Here is a 20,400-nt window from a genome sequence, read left to right on the forward strand (position 1 = left end):
CGCTTGCGCGATAAACTCATCGAACTGGGCGACGGGCATCGAGCCCAGGTCAGCACCTTCACGAGTACGCACAGCGACAGTCTGCATCTCGACTTCCCGATCTCCGATAACCAAGAGATAAGGAACCTTGAGCAAAGTATGCTCGCGGATTTTAAAGCCGATCTTTTCATTTCTCAAGTCAGACTTGGCACGAAATCCGCTTTCGTTGAGGGTTTTTTCAACCTCGGCGGCAAAATCGGCCTGTTTATCAGTGATATTCATGATCACTGCCTGGGTCGGAGCCAGCCACGCAGGGAATGCCCCCTCGTAGTGCTCGATCAGAATTCCGACGAAACGTTCGAAGGAGCCCAGGATCGCCCGGTGCAACATAACCGGGTGCTTGCGACTGTTGTCTTCGGAGACGTATTCGGCTCCCAGACGGACAGGCAGGTTAAAATCGAGCTGAAGGGTACCACATTGCCAGACACGACCGAGGCAATCTTTCAGCGAGAATTCGATCTTCGGACCGTAGAACGCACCTTCGCCCGGCTGCAGATCGTACGGCAAGCCAGCGCTATCAAGGGCTGCAGCCAATGCCGCTTCTGCGCGATCCCACAGCTCGTCGGAACCGACGCGTTTTTCCGGACGAGTGGACAGCTTCATCTCGACGTCTTTAAAGCCGAAGTCGGCATAAACGTCCATGGTCAGCTTGATGAACGCGGCGGATTCGGCCTGCATCTGCTCTTCGGTGCAGAAGATGTGGGCGTCGTCCTGGGTGAACGCACGCACGCGCATGATGCCGTGCAGCGCACCCGATGGCTCGTTACGGTGGCAAGCACCGAATTCGGCCAGGCGCATCGGTAACTCGCGGTAGCTTTTCAGGCCTTGATTGAACACTTGCACGTGGCAAGGGCAGTTCATCGGCTTGATCGCGTAATCGCGGTTTTCCGACTGGGTGGTGAACATGTTGTCGGCGTAGTTGGCCCAGTGCCCGGATTTCTCCCACAGGCTGCGGTCAACGACTTGCGGAGTCTTGATCTCCAGGTAACCGTTGTCGCGCTGAACCTTGCGCATGTACTGCTCGAGCACCTGGTACAGGGTCCAGCCGTTCGGGTGCCAGAACACCATGCCCGGGGACTCTTCCTGGGTGTGGAACAGGCCCAGGCGCTTGCCGATCTTGCGGTGATCGCGCTTCTCAGCTTCTTCGATGCGCTGGATGTAAGCCGCCAGTTGCTTCTTGTCAGCCCAGGCGGTGCCGTAAACGCGCTGCAACTGCTCGTTCTTGGCATCGCCACGCCAGTAGGCGCCGGACAACTTGGTCAGCTTGAAGGATTTCAGGAAGCGCGTGTTCGGCACGTGCGGACCGCGGCACATGTCGACGTATTCTTCGTGATAGTACAGGCCCATCGCCTGCTCGTTCGGCATGTCCTCGACCAGGCGCAGCTTGTAGTCTTCGCCACGGGCCTTGAACACTTCGATCACTTCGGCGCGCGGAGTGACTTTCTTGATCACGTCGTAATCTTTTTCGATCAGCTGCTGCATGCGCTGTTCGATTGCAGCCAGGTCGTCCGGTGTAAAAGGACGCTCGAAGGCGATGTCGTAATAGAAGCCTTCGTCGATGACCGGGCCGATGACCATCTTCGCAGTCGGGTACAGCTGCTTGACCGCGTGGCCAACCAGGTGAGCGCAAGAGTGGCGAATGATCTCCAGCCCCTCTTCATCCTTTGGCGTAATGATTTGCAGCGTGGAATCGCTGTCGATGATGTCGCTGGCGTCGACCAGCTTGCCATTGACCTTGCCGGCCACGGTGGCTTTGGCCAGGCCAGCACCAATGGATGCGGCGACCTCGGCTACGGAAACCGGGTGATCGAATGAACGTTGACTGCCGTCGGGAAGAGTAATAGTTGGCATGGCGCCTCCTCTCCTAGTGGTGACCCCTACCAAAGGTCACGTGGGTTGGGATGAGCCAGTACAAGATCCGATCCAGGCCATTCAATGACGAACGCCTGCCTTACAGCGGCAGGAGCCTTGCGGCCAACCGGAAAACCGAACCAGAGTGACTGGGATTCAAATCAGGGTTATTCGTGCGGCTACCGCTGCCGGGACTGAAGGTCTCCGGAGCCTGCAAACGCCCGAGCGGGGAATGCTAGCACAGATGAACGGTCGTCGCGGCACCGAGGTTTTCTGCTGGCGCAAATCAGGCATTTTCGCCAGAGTGCTGAACTTGAACCCCGCTTTGCCCCTCAGATAACAAGACATTGACCCACAAGGAGCATCCCAGCATGCGTCTGAATCGTTTATTCGCTGTAATCGCCCCCGTCGTCCTGCTGCTGCCACTGGCCGCCCATGCCGATTGGCCAAAAGGCGAGCGCGAGAAATACATGGCTCAATGCACCCAGGCAGCCACGCCACAGATCGGCGCCGCCGCGGCCAAATCTCACTGCGCTTGTGGTGCCGATGCGATCAAATCGTACCCGGCCAGCGACATCCAGTCGTTGATGGACAACACGGCCAGTGACGCGCTGAAGCAAAAAGCACTGACTCAAATCTCGTCCTGCAAAGCCGATAACAAAGCGAAAAAATAAGCCCGACAGGACGCTTTGAAGGCCTCGACAGCCGATGAAAAGCCTCCAAAAAACGCTTTTTCGTACAATTTATGCAGGTTTTACAGCTTTTTTTATCGTCTTTACTTTCGGCTGAAAGCCTTGTATTTCGGGGCTTTCAGCCACATCAAGCAACAAAGAAAGCACGACTGTAGGGCAAACAGCACGTCCGGGGGGCTCCCAAAGCGAACATTTCGACTATGATACTCCGGTGTGCCCAGTTGGCCTGAGCAGCACAGTACTACTGAAAATATATGTTTCTTGGAGATACACCATGTCTAATCGCCAAACCGGCACCGTTAAATGGTTCAACGATGAAAAAGGCTTCGGCTTCATCACTCCTCAAGGTGGCGGTGACGACCTGTTCGTACACTTCAAAGCTATCGAAAGCGACGGTTTCAAAAGCCTGAAAGAAGGCCAGACTGTTTCCTTCGTGGCTGAGAAAGGCCAAAAGGGTATGCAAGCTGCTCAAGTTCGCCCAGAGTAATTTCCAGGCGCACTAAAAAAACCCCGTCCATGTGACGGGGTTTTTTATGGGTGAAACAAAAGCCTGGAACGATCAGCCGCAGTTGACGCGGGTGACGACCCGATTGGCATCGGTGTTCAGGTTCAGGCGATCAGAGCGGTATTCCAGGGTCACCATGTCGGTGGGCAACAGGAACCGTGCATTCTGTGCGCCGGCACGAGTACGCGCCTGCTCCAGCAATTCGGGCGAAGCCTTTTTGCCGAGGGTGAATTCGGCAGCCTTTGCCTCACAACGGCTGTGACCCGTGTCAGTCGTCGTAACAGGGTCTGTTGTCGACTCGGTGGAGGTAGTGCTGCAACCGGCCAGCGTGGCAACGGCCAGCAAAGTACCCAATGACGCGAGCTTCCAAGGCATGAAGCCTCCTTCTTTCAATAGTTAAGCTGAGATCGTGCGACCGCCAATCTGGCGTTTGGTTTCAGAGAGCGAATGCCAGCATCCTGCCCTCGATCCGGTCAGGCGGCGAGTTTGCCTGAGCATCGCCCCGCCGTTTACCCCTCAATCGTGACTGAATATGAACAGCCCTCAATAAACGTCGATGTAGTCGAACGGCGGATTCGGCCAGTTCTCCTTGAGCGCGTTGAAAATCTGCATGACCCAGACCTCGTCGCTGGCGGCGACACGTCCGACATAACCAGAGCCCTTGGCCCACGTCTCCAGGCGAAACAGCAGCCCGCCAATGTCGGTGCCGCCGACGACACCTGACGAAATGTAGGCGATGCCACCTTTAGTCACGCGCAATTGGGTGTGCTCATCATCGCTCGCGCTGGCCAGCAGCTGGCGCACAGCCTCAAGGGTCAAGCCGTCAGGCGTATTCAAATCGATCTGCACAGCACAGTCCTTGAGAAATCAGTAAAGACCAAGTGTCGCATAGCACTCCCCCCATGCCTAAGTCGGAGTGCCAAAAGCTGCACAAAATGGTTAACTCGACACCCAGACTTCCCCGACTTCACGAGCGCCATCATGTCCACCCTAAACATCGACGCCAACATCACAGTCAAGTGGCCACAGGGTCACAGCTCATACAGCCCGGGCAGCCCGGAAGAGTTGGCAATCATTGGTATCGATCTATTGGTCAAGGAACTGGGCACCGAAGCCGCCCAGCAATTTATCGCGCAGGTTTTCGAGAAATACCCCGCCGACCTCATGGGGGCGGCGAATACATAACGCAGAGAGCAGAAACCCGCAGGCTGGCACCTGCGGGCATGACGCTTATTTCAGACGAGCCAGGCGCTCGGTCAGCAGATCGAAAAAGCCCTGGGCGTCGCCGCTTTCCACCCAGAAAGCATTCTTCGGCGCTTTCAGCCCGTCATACCAGTCGACGATGGTTTGGCCGAAAGTCGGACCTTCGCGGCTGTCGACGACTACGTTGACCGAACGACCGGTGAACAGTTGCGGCTTGAGCAGGTAAGCAATGACCGTGGCGTCATGCACCGGGCCGCCCGGAATGCCGTAATGCTCCATGTCACCCTTGACGTACTCATTCAGAATATCGCCCACCAGCTTGCTGGCATTGTTGTTGATGGCCGCGATCTGCTTCAGCCGCGCCTCGCTGGTGAGGATCTTGTGGGTCACGTCCAGCGGCAAGTAGGTCAGCTTCACGCCACTTTTGAGCACCACTTCCGCCGCCTGCGGATCGGCGAACAGGTTGAACTCGGCCACCGGAGTGATATTGCCCCCATTGAAGTGAGCCCCGCCCATGATCACCACTTCCTTGATGCCCTGAACGATTTCAGGTTCCTGGATCAGCGCCAGAGCCAGGTTGGTCTGTGGACCGAGCATGGCGATGGTGATGCTGTGCGGCTTGGCGGTTTTCAAGGTGTCGATCAGGTAGTTGACCGCATTGCCCTTGGCCAGGCCTTCCTTCGGTTCATGCACGGTGACACCCGACAGCCCTTCCTTGCCATGGATATCCTCGGCGTAGATCGGCGTGCGCATCAACGGTTTCGGCGCACCGGCATAGACCGGCACCTCTTCGCGCCCCGCCCACTCGCGAGCCAGTCGCGCATTACGCGATGTCTTGTCCAGGCGAACATTGCCGGCGACGGTGGTCAGCGCACGAATGCTCAGCTCTTCGGGCGATGCCAGGGCGAACAGCAAGGCAACCACGTCGTCGGCACCCGGATCGCTGTCGATGATCAAGTCGATCTTTTCCGCCGCCTGGGCGCTTGTTGCGGTAATCAGGGACAAAAGCAGCAGACTCCTGAGCAGGTGGTGCAGTTTTTGAGCATAGCGGTACATAGCGCACTCCTTGTGCGTGGAACAGCAGAAAGACAACAGCGAACTAAAACGTTACCCCAGCCACCAGCACGATGTTGCAGTACGGCTGACATTCGCCTGTCCGAATAATCGCCCGCGCCTGTCGGCTGAGGACTTTGAATTGGTCATGGCTGAGCAGCTCACGCTGACCCAGCGCACCGGCGGCATTCAACTCGTCCAGCGTCGCCAACGCCGACGGCTGTTTCTCGAGGATTTCCTGGGCCAGCACATGGCTTTCAACCTGCATCTCGCTGAGCACCACGTTCAAGGTGCTGACGAAATCCGGAATGCCATGGGTCAGCGCCAGGTCGATCAGCTCGACGCCCGGCGGCACCGGCAGGCCCGCGTCGCCGATCACTACTTTATCGCCATGGCCCAGGGAGGCGATCAGCCGCGACAGCGCGACATTGAGCAAAGGTGTCTTTTTCATGGTGTTTTAAAGGCCTGTACGTCGGACAAGGTGGGAATCGAGGGTTGTGCGCCAGCCCGGGTGACCGACAACGCCGCAGCGACCTGGCCGAAACGGATGGCTTCAGCTTCGGTCTTGCCGGCCGCCAGCGCCGCGGCGAAACCACCGACAAAGGTGTCGCCCGCCGCGGTGGTGTCGACCGCCTTCACGTTCGGCGCCGGGAAATGCTCGAAGCCTTTGCCATTGGCAAACAGCGAACCTTGGGCGCCGAGGGTGATGATGACCTTACTGGCGCCCATCGCGATCAAACGGGCCGCAGCGGTTTCGGCGGTGTCCAGCGAGTCCACCGGCAAACCGCTCAGGGCCGAAGCTTCGCTTTCGTTGGGAATCAGGTAATCAATGGCGGCGTACCAGTCTGCCGGCAACGGTTGACTGGCCGGCGCCGGGTTGAGAATCACCACCTTGCCCAGTTCACGGCCGCGCTTGAGTGCGTGGCCGACCGTGGCATCCGGCACTTCCAGCTGACAGATGAGTACATCCGCCGCCTGCAATACGGCGTCGAATCCGTCGATCACTTGCGGCGTCAGCGCACCGTTGGCACCGGCCACGATCACGATTGCGTTCTGACTGTTGTCGTCGACCACAATCAACGCCACGCCGCTGGCGCCGTCGACGACGCTGACGGCCTGGCAATCGATCTGCTCGGCCAACAACGCGCCGCGCAACTGTTCGCCATAGGCATCGCTGCCCACACAACCGACCATCGACACCTGCGCCCCCAGCCTCGCGGCGGCGACAGCCTGATTCGCACCCTTGCCGCCGGACACCGTGGAAAACGAACGGCCGATCAGCGTTTCACCGCCACGGGGCAACCTGGGCGCCCGGGTGACCAGGTCCATGTTAAGACTGCCGATTACCACTACTTTTGCTGGCATACATCACTACTCATCAATTCAGGTTTCAGCGGTGCTTTGGTTTAGCGGTACTCTCCGAACACACCAGCCAGCGGCGCAGTCGATTCGCGCAGGACAATGCTCGGCGTCACGATCCGTTGATCGGTGGCCATGTCCGGTGTGGCGATCCTGCGTAAAAGCACTTCGGCGGCCATTTCGCCCAATTGCAGAATCGACTGGCCCACCGTGGTCAGCGCCGGATAGACGTAACGGCTCATCTGGATATCGTCGAAGCCGATTACCGACAGATCGCTCGGTACACGAATATTGCGCTCGGCCGCCGCGCGCAGCACGCCGATACCGATCATGTCGTTGCCGGCGAAGATCGCGCTGGGCGGGTTCTTTTCCAACAGGATCGCTGCGGCGTTGTAACCGCCGGTGCTGGTGAAATCGCTTTCCAGCATGCGCTCGCGAGGCACTTCGACGCCCGCCTCTTGCAGTGCCCGGCAATAACCGGCCAGACGCATCTGCGCCACACTGGTACTCGTCGGACCACCAATCGTGGCGATGTCACGGTGTCCCAATTCCAGCAGGTGCCGGGTCGCCAGATAGGCGCCGTATTCGTGGTCGATGCGCACCAGATCGGCATTCACACCCGCCAGCCCACGGTCGACGATGACCATTGGCGTGCGTACGGCTGCAAGGCCTTCCGCCAACCCTGCGTCACCGCCGGCCGACGCCACGATCAGCCCGTCGATGCGCTTTTCCAGCAGCACGCGCAGGTAGCTGCGCTGCTTGTCCGGGTTGTCGTCGGAGTTGCAGAGGATTACGCAGTAGCCGTTGCGCTCGCAGTAATCCTCGATCCCACGGGCCAGTTCGGCGAAGTACGGGTTGAGGCTGTTAGGCACCAGCAGGCCGATGGTCGCGGTAGTTTTAGCCTTGAGCGAGCGGGCCACGGCGCTAGGCACGTAGTCCAGACTCTTGATCGCGGCTTCAACCTTGATCCGCACTTCTTCACTGACCGGTCGAGTCTTGTTCACCACGTGGGAAACCGTGGTGTAGGAAATTCCCGCGAGCGCTGCCACATCCTTGATCGTTGCCATGACTCAGGTCCGCCGGCTTGCGCGCTGACTGCGATAAGTATCAAGCACCACCGCCACCACGATGACGGCGCCGGTGATGATGCGTTTGGTCGGCTCAGTCGCGCCGATCTGCGCCAGACCGGCCGCCAGCACGGAAATGATCAGCACTCCGAAGAATGTACTGATGACCGAACCACGGCCGCCCATCAGGCTGGTGCCGCCGATGACCACCGCTGCGATCACTTGCAGCTCCAGGCCGGAACCGGCATTCGGGTCCGCCGCTTCCAGACGGGAAATCTGAAACAGCGCGGCGATACCGGCCAGCAGTCCCATCAGACTGAACACCAGAATCTTGTAGGGCTTTGGATTGATCCCTGCCAGACGCACCGCTTCTTCGTTGGTGCCGATGCCGATCAGGTAGCGACCGAACACGGTACGGGTCAGCACGGCCTGGGCGACGATGATGATCAGCAAGGCAATGATGAACGACGGCGAGATGCCGAAGGCAATCGGGTTGGACAGCCAGGCGAAGGCATCACCGATGTAGGCTGTGCGCGAACCGGTCATTTGATACGCCACGCCACGGGCCATTTCCAGCACGCCGAGGGACACGATGAACGAGGGAATCCGCCACGCCACCGTGATCGAGCCCGTGAGGGTCCCGGCCAGCGCCGCAGCGCCCATTCCCAGCAACGCCGCAGGCAGCACGCTCCAGCCCCAGCCGAGAATCGCCACGCTGACCGTCGATGCCGCGAGGGCCAACACCGAGCCCACCGACAGATCGATGCCGCCGATGATCAAGACGAACGTCATGCCGACCGCCAGCACCATCAAATCGGGGATCTGGTTGGCCAGGGTGCTGAAGGTGTCGTAAGACAGGAAATGGCTGCTCAGGACCGAGAACAGCGCGACCATCGCCAGCAAGGCGCCGGCCAGGCCCAGATAAGTGCCGAGGCCGTAGAAGTTGCCACTGCGTTTGCCAGCAGACGTTGCAGTTGTCATGGGAGATCCCTAGGCGCGGCTTCATTGAGCAGCGCGTCACGTTTTTGGTAGCCGGCGAAAGCGGCCGCAAGCAAATCATCCTGGGTCCAGCTGTCGCGTTCGAACGTATCGATCAGGCGCCCCGCCGACAGCACGCCGATCCGGTCGCAGATCAACATCAGCTCACGCAGGTCGCTGGACACCACCACCAGCGCCTTGCCCTGACGGGTCAGTTCGCCGAGCAGTGCATAGATGTCGAACTTGGCGCCGACGTCGATGCCACGGGTGGGCTCGTCGAACAGCAGCACCGAGCAATCGCGTTCCAGCCAACGGCCGATCACGACTTTCTGCTGGTTGCCGCCGGACAGCTCCGAGACCAACTGCTTCGGGCTGGAACTGCGGATGTGCATGGCGTCGATCTGACGCTGGGCCAGGGCCATCTCGTCACCCTTGTTGACCAAGCCGCCGCTGGAAATGACCGGCATGTTACCCAAGGCGATGTTGGCGCTGATCGATTGGGTCAGCAGCAAGCCTTCGCCCTTGCGGTCTTCGGTGATCAGGGCGATACCGTGACCGACCGCGTCAGCCGGTGAACGAATACTCACCACTTGCGCCGGCGAGCCCAGGGCCACCGTGCCGCTGTCCGCGGTGTCGGCGCCGAAAATCAAGCGCAGCAATTCGGTGCGCCCTGCCCCGATCAAACCGGAAATGCCGAAGATCTCGCCCGCCCGCACTTCGAAAGTCACGTCGCGAACCTTGTCGGAGCGGGTCAGCCCTTTGACCGTCAACGCCGGAGCGCCAATCTTGCGTGGCCCCATGTCGAAGTGTTCGCCGAGTTCTCGACCGACCATCAACGTGACCAGTTGCTCACTGTTGTAATTGGCCATCGGCTCGACGCAGACCAGGTTGCCGTCGCGCAATACCGCAATGCGCTGGGCCACTCGCGCCAGTTCTTCGAGGCGGTGGGAAATGTAGATGATCGACACGCCGCGCGCCTGCAGGCGCGCGATCTGCTCGAACAGCATCTCCACTTCACGGGCCGTCAACATCGCGGTCGGTTCATCGAGGATCAGCACATGGCAATCGCCGATCAGGTTGCGTGCAATCTCGACCATTTGCTGGTGACCGATGCCGAGTTCACCGACCAGTGTGTCCGGATCGATCGCGTCGAGCCCGACCTGAGCCATGGCCTCGATTGCCGCCTTGCGCAGTTGCTTGCGGCTGATCCAGCCGCCGCTGTTGGGCAAGTTGTGGAGAAACAGGTTTTCCGCCACCGACAGCGTTGGCAGCAGATTGAGTTCTTGCATGACCATGCGGATGCCCAGGTCTTCAGCCTGGGTGCGGCTGGCGGGGCGGTAATCCTGACCCTGGAATTGCATCTTGCCGGTGGTCGGTGTGACCAGACCGCCAATGATTTTCGACAGGGTGCTTTTGCCCGCGCCGTTCTCACCGGTCAGCGCCAGCACTTCGCCGCGCATCATCGTCAGGTCGATGCCGGTCAGGACCGGTTGGGCGTAGGTCTTACCGATACCGCTGACCGAGAGGACAGCGTTCGGGGCGGAAACTGACATAAAAACTCTCCATGCGCTCGCCCTGCCGGGCGAGCACCGTTATGTCGCCAGAAGGACTACTTGGTCACCAGCTCTACCGGCGTTTCGATGACGCTGTTGACGCCGCTGTCGACTTTCTCGCCCTTGACGATTTTCAGCGCGGTCTCGATACCGAACACGGCTTGCTTGGCTGCAAACTGGTCAGCGGTAGCCAGCACGCGGCCGTCCTTGAGCATCGGCTTGATGGCGTTGATGTTGTCGTAACCGACCACTTGCACTTTGCCGGCCTTGCCTGCGGCACGTACCGCAGATACTGCGCCGACGGCCATGCTGTCGTTGCCGGCCAGCAGGGCTTTGACATTCGGGTATTCGCTGAGGATCGAGGCGGCCACCTTGTTGCCTTTGTCGATCTCCCAGTCACCGGACTGCAGCGAGACAACCTTGATCTGCGCCGCTTCCATCGCGTCTTTAAAGCCTGCGGTGCGGGCCTGGGCGTTGGTGGTCGTGGAAACGCCTTCGATGATGCCGACTTCGTCACCGGCCTTCAGTTGCTTGGCCAGGTATTCGCCCACCAGACGCGCGCCTTTGCGGTTATCCGGGCCTACGAACGGGACGGTGATGTTCTTGCTTTTGACCACGGCCGGGTCCAGCTGGTTGTCGATGTTGATCACGGTGATACCGGCATCGATGGCTTTCTTGATCACGGGCACCATGGCCTTGGAGTCGGCGGGCGCGATGACCAGCGCATTGACCTTGGCCAGAATCATTTGCTCGACGATGCGCGTCTGGCCAGCGGTGTCTGTTTCGTCCTTGATGCCGTTGGAGATCAGCTCGAAATCGCCGGAGTGGTCTTTCTGGTAAGCCTTGGCGCCGTCTTCCATGGTCAGGAAGAATTCGTTGGCCAGGGATTTCATGACCAGCGCGACTTTAGGTTTTTCAGGGGTTTCGGCGAAGGCCGAAGAGACAGGCAACGTGGCGGATGCGACAGCCAGCATAGCGACAGCGAGAAGACGTCCAGCGAATGGCAGCTTCATGAGTTCACTCCGATCTTATGATTATTGTGAGCAACGCTTGCGCTGGGCGGAGGCTTCATCGCACTTATCAATGAACGAGCCTTCGCGAGCATCGCGCAAACGTTTGCGAGATCGAACTATGCGAACCCTGCCGATATTTGTCAACGACCGGAAACATCCATTTTGTGGTTCGGTTGGCAACAACCGGGCAATCGTGTCACGCGGTGGTGCTGACAACATTACCGGCAGTGGAACCTTCGGTTAACGCTTTTGCCAGGGCACCGGCCACTTGAGCAATGGCGCCGGCGGTATCGGCAATCTGCTGCTGGACCGACATGACGGCCGTGGCTTTGGCTTCCGGCGATGAGTAAGACGCTGCCTGAGTCGCCGCCAATTGCTGCTGCTGTTCGCGCAATTGCTGTTGCAGTTCCTGCATACGCTTGAGCAGCATCTGCACCGCAATGCTTTGACTGCTACCAGCGCTTTCGGTTTTTGCACTGCCCTGCCCGGCCCCACCGAGGCTGACGGTTTTTTTGTCACCCTCGTCGACACCCAACCGCTGCGCTGCGCCTTCAGCCGTGGTGTCACTCAAGGCATCAGTTGACACCGCAGATTTGCCTCCGATGTTGACAACAGCGGCGTTTGGAAAACCGACAGTAAACGACATGTGAACTCCGTTAAAAAAGATCCTTTAAGGAAGCATCGACCTGCGGGTGGGTTTCTTTAGCGGTGATTCAAGATCCGGCAAGACGACTTGTTCAACAGAGGCTGTAGGACTTTTCGGAGAGCCGAACATAAACATTGAACATGTTCGGAAACCCGGACGTCATGACGCGGCATCGCTGCTGATTTCATCCACAAATATTTATACAAATCATGATGTTAAAAGGTTTTTCAGATTCAAAGTGTAACTGGTACAGATCCTGCTCTTCTCTTGTACCCCAAGCGTTCAGATCGGCCTGGGGTGCATCTAGATGAACCTGCATCAGCACCGTCTCACTACTAGAGAGAAAAATAATGACATCTGCTTTCAAGACCTTTGTTCCGGGCGCCTTGGCCCTCCTGCTGCTTCTGCCTGCTGCCCTTCAGGCAAAAGAAGTCGACACCCAACAGAAACTGGCGAATGTGGTGATCCTGGCCACCGGCGGCACCATTGCCGGCGCCGGCGCTAGCGCGGCCAACAGCGCAACCTATCAAGCGGCGAAAGTCGGCATCGAACAACTGATCGCCGGCGTTCCGGAATTGAGCCAGTTGGCCAACGTGCGTGGCGAACAGGTCATGCAGATCGCGTCGGAAAGCATCACCAACGACAACCTGCTGCAACTGGGTCGTCGCGTGGCCGAACTGGCCGACAGCAACGACGTCGACGGCATCGTCATCACCCACGGCACCGACACCCTGGAAGAAACCGCCTACTTCCTGAACCTGGTGGAAAAAACCGACAAGCCGATCATCGTCGTCGGTTCCATGCGCCCAGGCACCGCGATGTCCGCCGATGGCATGCTCAACCTGTACAACGCGGTGGCCGTGGCCAGCAGCAAAGAAGCACGCGGCAAAGGCGTGCTGGTGACCATGAACGATGAAATCCAGTCGGGTCGCGATGTCAGCAAGATGATCAACATCAAGACCGAGGCCTTCAAAAGTGCCTGGGGTCCGCTGGGCATGGTGGTCGAAGGCAAATCCTACTGGTTCCGCTTGCCAGCCAAGCGCCACACCATGGACTCGGAATTCGACATCAAAACCATCAAGAGCCTGCCTGACGTCGAAATCGCCTACTCCTATGGCAATGTCAGCGATACCGCCTACAAAGCCCTGGCTCAGTCGGGCGCCAAAGCGATCATCCACGCTGGCACCGGCAATGGTTCGGTGTCTTCGCGGGTCGTGCCTGCCCTGCAAGCCCTGCGCAAGGATGGCGTACAGATCATTCGTTCTTCCCACGTCAATGCCGGTGGTTTCGTCCTGCGTAACGCCGAACAGCCTGACGACAAGTACGACTGGGTCGTGGCACATGACCTGAACCCGCAAAAGGCGCGCATCCTGGCCATGGTCGCGTTGACCAAGACCAATGACAGCAAAGAGCTGCAGCGGATGTTCTGGGAATACTGATTCGCCCTCGCCCGACCGGCTCCGGTCGGGCACCGCTTTCTCCTTTCGCTAACACTCTTGTCTGATCAAAAAACTTCTTTCGTCCTACACCAAACGGAAAAAACTGCTGTCAGAGGATTTTCTTGGATTTTAAGCAGTTGCGAAAATGCCTACAGTTAAATACTGTATGCACGTACAGCTTAATAAGGATAATTCCGTGGCCACCACCCCCGCCTCTCCTGACGCCTATGAACGCCTGGGTATGCGCGTTCAGAAAATCATCAATTCCCCCACCGCGCAAAAAGCCAAAGCAGCGCTGATCTTCCGCCTCCCGGACGAGCCAGTGGATGAGTGGGAACGCTTGCTCGAAGAAATCGATGAGAACGACAACGTCACGCTCGCCTATCGCGACGATGGCGGTGTGCAGATTTTCTGGGTTGTGCCGAAGGAAGATTGAGTCAATGAGTGTCCGCTGTTTTGCGTTGCTGTTTCTGTTCTTCGCCGTGGGCGCGCAAGCTGCCGCTCCCCGCACCTTCAACGAAGCCAAGAAAGTCGCCTGGAAGCTATACGCCCCGCAATCGACCGAGTTCTATTGCGGCTGCAAATACACCGGCAACAAGATCGACCTCGCTGCCTGCGGCTATGTCCCGCGAAAAAATGCCAAGCGCGCCTCGCGCATCGAGTGGGAGCACATTGTCCCGGCCTGGCAGATCGGCCACCAACGTCAGTGCTGGCAAGAAGGCGGGCGCAAGAACTGCACGCGCTACGACCCGGTTTATCAGAAGGCCGAGGCCGATCTGCATAACCTGGTGCCGAGCATCGGTGAGGTGAACGGCGATCGCAGCAATTTCAGTTTCGGCTGGCTGCCGGTGCAAACGGGTCAATACGGTTCGTGCCTGACCCAGGTCGACTTCAAGGCGAAGAAGGTCATGCCTCGCCCGTCCATTCGCGGCATGATCGCCCGGACGTATTTCTACATGAGCAAGCAGTACGGCTTGAGCTTGTCGAAACAGGATCGCCAGTTGTACGAAGCCTGGAACAAAACCTATCCGGTGCAGGCTTGGGAGCGTCAGCGTAATCAGAGCGTGGCGTGCGTGATGGGACGCGGCAACGAGTTTGTCGGGCCGGTCGACTTGAAAGCCTGCGGTTAAGCGCTCACTGAAAACACAAAGGCCTCGGGCGTGATACCCAAGGCCTTTTTTGTTTCTAACCACCGACTGTGTTGTTACTGAGCGACCGGGCGCTCGACAATCAGCGATTCGATGTTCATTTTTTTCGCCCGAGCCAGCGCCGCAGTCAAATCTGCCTGCCTGGCTTCAGCCTCGGCCTTGGAATTGAATGGTCCGACCAAAATCCGGGTTTTGCCGTTTTCAGTGACGACATTGGCAATGAACGCGTGCTCGATCAACCAGCCGCTAAGGTCGCTGACCGCCTGAGGCGTTTCACCTCGCACTTCGAGATCCCATTGTGGCGCGGATGCCGCCGCGGGCGCAGTCTTCGTTACTGGCTGCGGCTTTGGCGCGTCGACGCGCTTGCCCTCACCGCATCCCGCCAACGCCAGTACCGCGATTACCAAGACCATTTTGCGCACAATGCTTCCCTCTAAATGCTTAAAACGCAGATTTTATCATTCATGAATACTTCCCGAGTGCCGCAAAATGGGCTTAAAACAACGAGAATGATGGTTGCGGCCTCTGTATAGTTACGCCTTGGGAATTAATGCAGCATCTGCGCGTCAGAAAGAGGCACCCAAACCGTGAGACTTCGCACTAATCTATACATACCACCGACCTCTGCACTGTCCGAATCAGGTGCCCTACAAAGCAATCAAGGAGAAGACCATGCTGATACTCACCCGCAAAGTCGGTGAAAGCATAAACATTGGTGATGACATTACGATCACTATTCTGGGCGTAAGCGGCCAGCAAGTCAGGATCGGCATCAACGCCCCGAAAGACGTTGCGGTGCACCGCGAAGAGATTTATCAACGCATTCAGGCTGGCCTGACCGCCCCGGACAAGCCGCAGTCCTGAGTCCTGTTGCATCAGTAGCCAGCTCGTTCGCCACGGCTGGCTAGAGATTCAAGCGCCCCATCGCCTTCCCGTTACGCGCTCGCCCCCTTCTTGAGAGTCCTGGCATTCCTCTGCAATGCCGTCAGGAGCCCGTAGCCGGTCTTACTCGGCTAACCAAACGCCACGCCGCGCGCCATGCCCGTGGCTGCCACGACCATCAGCAACACTAACAGCGCTTCTATATGGCTGATCCGCGCAAACAGCTTCGCACGGCCGGCATTGATCGCTGCGCCACGCCCCAGTGCGATCCGCCATTTGATCAGCGTCACCATCGGCGCAATTTCCAGCAACAGGATGAGGACGAAAAGCGTCATCTTGAGGTGGAACAGTGGCTGGTGAAGGTAGTAGTCAGTGCCCTTTTCATACCCGCCAAAGGCGCGCATCCCACCGGTGACCAGCAGAACGACGGCAGAAATGCCCCACAGGTTATCCGCGATCAATACGCTGCGAGCGTCCCCCACCCCAGCAGCCAGACGCCGAAAAGCCGTGCCGCGAGTCAGAACCGCCCAGAAGCCCAAGGCAAACGCCAAGAGATGAACCGCCGCAAGAAACCAGTGAGCCAGCATCGAGATACTCCTGTCAGGATGAAGTTGAAACAACCTGTCAGTAGTAGCCTATGAATCGTTGGCTTGCACCGCGACATTCCTCTCACACATTTCGCAGGGTCCACGTGCAAAGAGCCCAGCGCGATGGCTGGGCTATGGTCATTTTCTGTTTTCCATCATCTTGTCGGCGAGCGCTTTGGCCCGTTCAATCAACAGGTTCTGCCTGTCTTCGTGAGTAGCCCCTCCGACAATGGGTGCCGTCAGATTGCTTTCTGCAATCAACGCAGCGCAGAAGTATTGATCCCAAACAGTTCTGTTCTCAGAGGCCTGCTTGTTCATTTGGTCGGCGATCATATGCGGCTCCTTTTGATGAGGTAGCGCCCCTAGTCTACGCCCGAATCGAAAACAAACTGCGCCATGGAGACATTCGGCAAGCGCTGTCAGCGAGGGGAATAATGCAAAAGGACCCACCTTTTTGATGGGCCCTTGCGCAGACATTTTTTTGCTCGGCGCGATTGGACTTCGGCAATGACTAAACGCTACTCCGCGGCATACTTCGCGCCGTGCGGGTCGTCTAGTTTCGCCTGCAACAGCCCCCACTCACGCGCGATGATCGAGTAGGGAACAAAGAGGCTGATTCTCTCGGCCATCTTTATCCCGGGATGGAAACTCACATCGTTCAGTGTGGTGGAGTAAAAACCGATATTGATACCGACAACACTTCCGTCGCTGGCGATAACGGGCCCACCCGACATCCCCTGGACCAGCGGGGCATCATGGATGGCATAGTGATCGCCGCTGTGTTCGGCAGCATTGACGAAAGGCGTTGGATACACCTTGCCTTTCCCGGTGGTGGTCACCAGATAAGGGCTCGCCCCCACGGCCGTAATGCTCTCGCCCACACGCGGTGCGCGCCATGACGGGTAGCGGCCATTGGCCTTGTGCTGGATAAAGACGAGATCGCAGCCTGTGCTGCAGCTGTATTTCACGTTGGACACCAGCGGAGTGTGTCGGGTAGTGACGGCGTAGTCTTCGTTCCATTGCACGGCCGAGGCCATATAGACATAGGGCAAAGGAAAGCCTGAAAAGACCACAAAGTACGAATCGTTAGTAGGCCCCGAAAGATCGGGTTTTACGAAGCCGTTGCATCCTGCAGTTATAGCTCCTATTAAAAAGCAGGCCATGATCTTGATCATGATATTTCACCGACTTATAGGGAGAATATGACTGTTTTTTGTTGTCAGTTTTTTGTCATTTGCCGGGTAGTAGTTCTCCTCGCCGCTTGTTCTAGTTGGACGCTTGGTTACTTATGGCTGATGTTGCAAAGACGCGTATGAATGAATTGCACTAAGCCTAATTGCTTTTTGATTCACCTCATTAGTGCAAATAATTGGCGCCGAAAAAACGTCAGAAACACGAGCGAATGGAAAGAACCTCTATCGCTTAATGTCCGCAATAGTTAAACCAATGCCGGGCCAGGACCGTCTGGAACGGCGGCCCCGGCCCGCCTTCCTGTGTGTCAGTCGGAAGCAGCATTCATTTTGATCTGCTCAAGCGTATTTTCCAAAACAATCACTTTCCGAATCAGTGCAAACTTGGATCCATCATCCAACTCACCGGCGGACATACTTGTTAAAGCACGCTCCATACGAGCGACAATCTCGCTATTCAGGCTTCGCCTATTCATTTCAGCGGCGCGCCTTAATCTGAGATGTAAATCTTCAGGTAGTCGAAGAACAAATGTATCGAGTGCGTTAGTCACCCCGGAATCCCTTGATAAAGATAAACATCCAATAGCTTGAAGGCTGTCGGATGGTTTTTCATATAGGACTTTTCCGAATTTGACGCTGGATTTTTCCCACAGGGGTAACGCGGGATCAAGCCTGCTGCCTTTTCGTGCTCAGTTAATGCAGATGACGAGGTTAAGCCTGGCCGGCTAACAGGTGTACCTCGTTTCGTCTCACTGGGCAGTCAGCTTGTACTGATACTTTACTTCTCCGCTGCGGGGATCGATGAACCAGAAGTCTTTGTTTTCCGCTTTCACCCGATGACACTCAGTAGCGTAACCCGTTGCCGAGATGCAAAGAACGCCATCCTTGACTTCCCAGCGCTCCGTCGCCGAGTACCCATCCGCGCCACTGAAGTTTTCGGTCCCGTCGGCGTTAAAGCTCAGTGAGGAGGGTTTATTGACGTTGGTCAGCTTGTTCCCAACCAAGGCATTTCTGATCTGAGCGTCATTCAGAGTTGCGGCAGAAGGTGGGACCGGCTTCGCGGCGCTGCCACCTGAAGAAGCGCAGCCTGCCAGCACAAGCGCTATCAACGTGTAACTCAAGCTTTTCAAATTCATGCCCCACCCCTGCTGATGTTTATTGTGGAAACTGATTTGAGCCTAGATACGTAGCCCATATCTCGCCAGGAGACTGCCGGTTGAGTAGCGCCGGGGGCCGAACACCATCAGGCTGGCAAGACGAAAAGAAAGTCGAGTATTGGGAGGCGGGTTTCGAATGGGTGTTTTGAGCGGGGCTTTGAAAAATCGCAGACAACAAAAAAGGGCCCACCTTTCGGTGAGCCCTTCTAGACCGCCCAGCAGAGCGGATTTTGTTTGGTAGGCGCGATTGGACTCGAACCAACGACCCCCACCATGTCAAGGTGGTGCTCTAACCAACTGAGCTACGTGCCTGCTGTGTGGCGGCATTCTACGGAATTCCGGAGGGGTGTCAACACCTTTTTTCGAGCTAACCCTATGAATATGCAAAATATTTAATTTTGCTGCTGCGGAGAAGAATTTCCGGTGGCTGGCGGCCGTTTTTTAACTCGGGTAGGATCGATGCACTCGTAAAATATATTAAACAGAGGCAGCAGGATGGCGAACACTCCTTACCCAGAGTCCTATTACGCCGCATCGGCCAATGCGGTTCCGCCGCGACCGGCCTTGCAGGATGACGTAGAGACTGATGTCTGTGTGATCGGCGCCGGTTACACCGGGCTGTCCTCTGCCCTGTTTCTGCTGGAGAACGGTTTTCGGGTGACGGTCCTGGAAACGGCCAAGGTGGGTTTTGGTGCGTCGGGGCGCAATGGCGGCCAGATCGTGAACAGCTATAGCCGCGATATCGATGTGATCGAGCGCAGCGTCGGTCCCAAGCAGGCGCAGTTGTTGGGGCAGATGGCGTTCGAGGGCGCGCGGATCATTCGTGAGCGGGTCGCCAAATATAATATCCAGTGCGACTTGAAGGACGGCGGGGTGTTCGCCGCTATCACTGCCAAACAGATGGGCCACCTGGAATCCCAGAAACGCCTGTGGGAGCGTTTCGGTCACACGCAGCTGGAGTTGATGGATCAGCGTCGGATCCGTGAAGTGGTGGGCTGTGATCAATACATCGGCGGCATGCTCGACATGAGCGGCGGGCACATTCATCCGCTTAACCTGGCGCTGGGCGAAGCGGCGGCTGTGGAGTCGCTGGGTGGCACCCTCTATGAACAGTCGCCGGCAGTGCGCATCGAGCGTGGCGCGAGTCCGGTGGTGCATACGCCGCAGGGCAAGGTCAGAGCCAAGTTCATCATCGTTGCGGGCAACGCGTACCTGGGCAACCTGGTGCCGGAGCTGGCGGCCAAATCGATGCCTTGCGGGACTCAAGTGATTACCACCGAACCGTTGGGCGAGGCGTTGGCGAAAAGCCTGCTGCCCCAGGATTACTGCGTCGAGGACTGTAACTACCTGCTCGACTACTACCGTTTGAGCGGCGACAAGCGCCTGATCTTCGGTGGTGGCGTGGTGTATGGCGCGCGGGACCCGGCGAACATCGAGGCGATCATTCGACCGAAGATGCTCAAGGCCTTCCCGCAGCTCAAGGACGTGAAAATCGACTACGCCTGGACCGGCAATTTCCTGCTGACCCTGTCGCGTCTTCCTCAGGTCGGACGCATTGGCGACAACATTTACTATTCCCAGGGTTGCAGCGGCCACGGGGTGACGTACACCCACTTGGCGGGCAAGGTGTTGGCTGAAGCGTTGCGCGGGCAGGCTGAGCGATTTGATGCGTTTGCCGATTTGCCGCATTACCCGTTCCCCGGCGGACAAATGCTGCGCACGCCGTTCGCGGCGTTGGGTGCCTGGTATTACGGGTTGCGGGATAAATTCGGGTTCTGATCTACCCGAAACTCTTGTAGCAGCCGAACGCAGGCTTCGCCAGTGGTTACTCGGGAGGCGTCATGGGGCGTTTATTGATGAAGGCCAAGGCCTTCCCGTAGGAGCGAAGCTTGCTCGCGAAAGCGGACTGTCAGCCAACATAAGTGTCGGATGTGATGGCCTCTTCGCGGGCAAGCCTCGCTCCTACAGGGGTCTGCGCCGGCTGCGAAAATCTCAGGCACAACCGGTCAAAAATGTGGGAGCGGGCTTGCTCGCGAAT

At 57.8% G+C, this 20,400-nt stretch carries 24 protein-coding genes, 1 tRNA gene and 1 pseudogene; 8 read left to right on the forward strand and 18 right to left on the reverse strand.

Annotation, left to right across the window (positions count from 1 at the left end; genetic code table 11):
- Positions 1 to 1,890 (reverse strand): annotated as a pseudogene (gene thrS / locus ACIPL2_RS04445) (threonine--tRNA ligase); the annotation flags it as partial.
- A gap of 371 nt (positions 1,891 to 2,261) precedes the next feature.
- On the opposite strand from thrS, the gene ACIPL2_RS04450 reads away from it, so the two are divergent.
- A complete protein-coding gene (locus tag ACIPL2_RS04450) occupies positions 2,262 to 2,564 on the forward strand; it encodes a hypothetical protein (RefSeq protein ID WP_401353382.1) in 303 nt (100 codons plus the stop codon).
- Between the two features lie 292 nt (positions 2,565 to 2,856).
- Positions 2,857 to 3,069 (forward strand): cold-shock protein, encoded by a 213-nt coding sequence (locus ACIPL2_RS04455; protein WP_003179963.1) that lies wholly within the window; start codon positions 2,857 to 2,859, stop codon positions 3,067 to 3,069.
- A 72-nt stretch (positions 3,070 to 3,141) separates the two neighbouring features.
- Here the strand turns inward: ACIPL2_RS04455 and ACIPL2_RS04460 are convergent, their stop codons facing one another.
- Together ACIPL2_RS04460 and ACIPL2_RS04465 are read right to left on the reverse strand one after the other, a co-directional pair.
- The gene (locus tag ACIPL2_RS04460; RefSeq protein WP_401353384.1) at positions 3,142 to 3,462 is read right to left on the reverse strand and encodes an I78 family peptidase inhibitor; all 321 of its coding nucleotides are present in this window, start codon (positions 3,460 to 3,462) and stop codon (positions 3,142 to 3,144) included.
- A gap of 168 nt (positions 3,463 to 3,630) precedes the next feature.
- Positions 3,631 to 3,936: a hypothetical protein gene (locus ACIPL2_RS04465; RefSeq protein WP_401353386.1), complete on the reverse strand. Its 306-nt coding sequence runs from the start codon at positions 3,934 to 3,936 to the stop codon at positions 3,631 to 3,633.
- Between the two features lie 132 nt (positions 3,937 to 4,068).
- Between ACIPL2_RS04465 and ACIPL2_RS04470 the strand changes: the two genes are divergently transcribed.
- Positions 4,069 to 4,272, forward strand: coding sequence for a hypothetical protein (locus tag ACIPL2_RS04470; protein WP_401353388.1), 204 nt, complete (start codon positions 4,069 to 4,071; stop codon positions 4,270 to 4,272).
- Positions 4,273 to 4,317: 45 nt separating this feature from the next.
- On the opposite strand, the gene ACIPL2_RS04475 is transcribed toward ACIPL2_RS04470, so the two are convergent.
- The 8 genes from ACIPL2_RS04475 to ACIPL2_RS04510 all read right to left on the reverse strand — a co-directional run bounded on the left by ACIPL2_RS04475 (position 4,318) and on the right by ACIPL2_RS04510 (position 11,959).
- On the reverse strand, positions 4,318 to 5,346 hold the full coding sequence (locus ACIPL2_RS04475) for a nucleoside hydrolase (RefSeq protein WP_401353390.1): 1,029 nt from the start codon (positions 5,344 to 5,346) through the stop codon (positions 4,318 to 4,320).
- 43 nt (positions 5,347 to 5,389) lie between these two features.
- Positions 5,390 to 5,794 (reverse strand): D-ribose pyranase, encoded by a 405-nt coding sequence (gene rbsD, locus ACIPL2_RS04480; RefSeq protein ID WP_401353392.1) that lies wholly within the window; start codon positions 5,792 to 5,794, stop codon positions 5,390 to 5,392.
- On the reverse strand, positions 5,791 to 6,708 hold the full coding sequence (rbsK, locus tag ACIPL2_RS04485; protein WP_401353394.1) for a ribokinase: 918 nt from the start codon (positions 6,706 to 6,708) through the stop codon (positions 5,791 to 5,793). The genes rbsD and rbsK overlap by 4 nt, the downstream gene beginning before the upstream one ends.
- 41 nt (positions 6,709 to 6,749) lie before the next feature.
- A complete protein-coding gene (locus ACIPL2_RS04490) occupies positions 6,750 to 7,769 on the reverse strand; it encodes a LacI family DNA-binding transcriptional regulator (RefSeq protein WP_401353396.1) in 1,020 nt (339 codons plus the stop codon).
- Positions 7,770 to 7,772: 3 nt separating this feature from the next.
- Positions 7,773 to 8,750, reverse strand: coding sequence for an ABC transporter permease (locus ACIPL2_RS04495; protein WP_401353398.1), 978 nt, complete (start codon positions 8,748 to 8,750; stop codon positions 7,773 to 7,775).
- Positions 8,747 to 10,300 carry a sugar ABC transporter ATP-binding protein gene (locus ACIPL2_RS04500; RefSeq protein WP_401353400.1) on the reverse strand — a complete coding sequence of 518 codons (1,554 nt, stop codon included), beginning with the start codon at positions 10,298 to 10,300 and terminating at the stop codon, positions 8,747 to 8,749. Before ACIPL2_RS04500 ends, ACIPL2_RS04495 begins: the two co-directional genes overlap by 4 nt.
- A 56-nt stretch (positions 10,301 to 10,356) precedes the next feature.
- Positions 10,357 to 11,313: a sugar ABC transporter substrate-binding protein gene (locus ACIPL2_RS04505; RefSeq protein ID WP_401353402.1), complete on the reverse strand. Its 957-nt coding sequence runs from the start codon at positions 11,311 to 11,313 to the stop codon at positions 10,357 to 10,359.
- Between the two features lie 196 nt (positions 11,314 to 11,509).
- The gene (locus tag ACIPL2_RS04510; RefSeq protein WP_401353404.1) at positions 11,510 to 11,959 is read right to left on the reverse strand and encodes a hypothetical protein; all 450 of its coding nucleotides are present in this window, start codon (positions 11,957 to 11,959) and stop codon (positions 11,510 to 11,512) included.
- A gap of 350 nt (positions 11,960 to 12,309) precedes the next feature.
- On the opposite strand from ACIPL2_RS04510, the gene ACIPL2_RS04515 reads away from it, so the two are divergent.
- From ACIPL2_RS04515 to ACIPL2_RS04525, 3 genes are all read left to right on the forward strand, one after another.
- Complete coding sequence (locus ACIPL2_RS04515; RefSeq protein WP_401353406.1) at positions 12,310 to 13,398, forward strand: asparaginase; 1,089 nt, start codon at positions 12,310 to 12,312, stop codon at positions 13,396 to 13,398.
- 145 nt (positions 13,399 to 13,543) lie between these two features.
- Positions 13,544 to 13,834 carry a DUF1654 domain-containing protein gene (locus ACIPL2_RS04520; protein WP_401353408.1) on the forward strand — a complete coding sequence of 97 codons (291 nt, stop codon included), beginning with the start codon at positions 13,544 to 13,546 and terminating at the stop codon, positions 13,832 to 13,834.
- Between the two features lie 4 nt (positions 13,835 to 13,838).
- Positions 13,839 to 14,528 (forward strand): endonuclease, encoded by a 690-nt coding sequence (locus ACIPL2_RS04525; protein WP_401353410.1) that lies wholly within the window; start codon positions 13,839 to 13,841, stop codon positions 14,526 to 14,528.
- Positions 14,529 to 14,602: 74 nt separating this feature from the next.
- Here ACIPL2_RS04525 and ACIPL2_RS04530 read toward each other — a convergent pair whose 3' ends face one another.
- Positions 14,603 to 14,968 carry an SPOR domain-containing protein gene (locus ACIPL2_RS04530; RefSeq protein WP_401353412.1) on the reverse strand — a complete coding sequence of 122 codons (366 nt, stop codon included), beginning with the start codon at positions 14,966 to 14,968 and terminating at the stop codon, positions 14,603 to 14,605.
- A gap of 250 nt (positions 14,969 to 15,218) precedes the next feature.
- Between ACIPL2_RS04530 and csrA the strand changes: the two genes are divergently transcribed.
- On the forward strand, positions 15,219 to 15,410 hold the full coding sequence (csrA, locus tag ACIPL2_RS04535; RefSeq protein ID WP_008028241.1) for a carbon storage regulator CsrA: 192 nt from the start codon (positions 15,219 to 15,221) through the stop codon (positions 15,408 to 15,410).
- 149 nt (positions 15,411 to 15,559) lie between these two features.
- Here csrA and ACIPL2_RS04540 read toward each other — a convergent pair whose 3' ends face one another.
- The 6 genes from ACIPL2_RS04540 to ACIPL2_RS04565 form a co-directional block, all read right to left on the reverse strand.
- Complete coding sequence (locus ACIPL2_RS04540; protein WP_401353414.1) at positions 15,560 to 16,015, reverse strand: DUF2214 family protein; 456 nt, start codon at positions 16,013 to 16,015, stop codon at positions 15,560 to 15,562.
- A 138-nt stretch (positions 16,016 to 16,153) separates the two neighbouring features.
- The gene (locus ACIPL2_RS04545; protein ID WP_401353416.1) at positions 16,154 to 16,348 is read right to left on the reverse strand and encodes a hypothetical protein; all 195 of its coding nucleotides are present in this window, start codon (positions 16,346 to 16,348) and stop codon (positions 16,154 to 16,156) included.
- Positions 16,349 to 16,533: 185 nt separating this feature from the next.
- Positions 16,534 to 17,190 (reverse strand): trypsin-like peptidase domain-containing protein, encoded by a 657-nt coding sequence (locus ACIPL2_RS04550; RefSeq protein WP_401353418.1) that lies wholly within the window; start codon positions 17,188 to 17,190, stop codon positions 16,534 to 16,536.
- Between the two features lie 323 nt (positions 17,191 to 17,513).
- On the reverse strand, positions 17,514 to 17,756 hold the full coding sequence (locus tag ACIPL2_RS04555; protein ID WP_401353420.1) for an Arc family DNA-binding protein: 243 nt from the start codon (positions 17,754 to 17,756) through the stop codon (positions 17,514 to 17,516).
- Positions 17,757 to 17,954: 198 nt separating this feature from the next.
- Positions 17,955 to 18,341, reverse strand: a complete 387-nt coding sequence (locus tag ACIPL2_RS04560; RefSeq protein ID WP_401353422.1) for a hypothetical protein — start codon at positions 18,339 to 18,341, stop codon at positions 17,955 to 17,957.
- 256 nt (positions 18,342 to 18,597) lie between these two features.
- Positions 18,598 to 18,674, reverse strand: a tRNA-Val gene (locus ACIPL2_RS04565).
- Positions 18,675 to 18,857: 183 nt separating this feature from the next.
- On the opposite strand from ACIPL2_RS04565, the gene ACIPL2_RS04570 reads away from it, so the two are divergent.
- Positions 18,858 to 20,141: an NAD(P)/FAD-dependent oxidoreductase gene (locus tag ACIPL2_RS04570; RefSeq protein ID WP_401353424.1), complete on the forward strand. Its 1,284-nt coding sequence runs from the start codon at positions 18,858 to 18,860 to the stop codon at positions 20,139 to 20,141.
- Positions 20,142 to 20,400: the final 259 nt, after the last annotated feature.

The organism is Pseudomonas sp. NPDC086251 (assembly GCF_044746405.1).
Lineage (GTDB): Bacteria > Pseudomonadota > Gammaproteobacteria > Pseudomonadales > Pseudomonadaceae > Aquipseudomonas.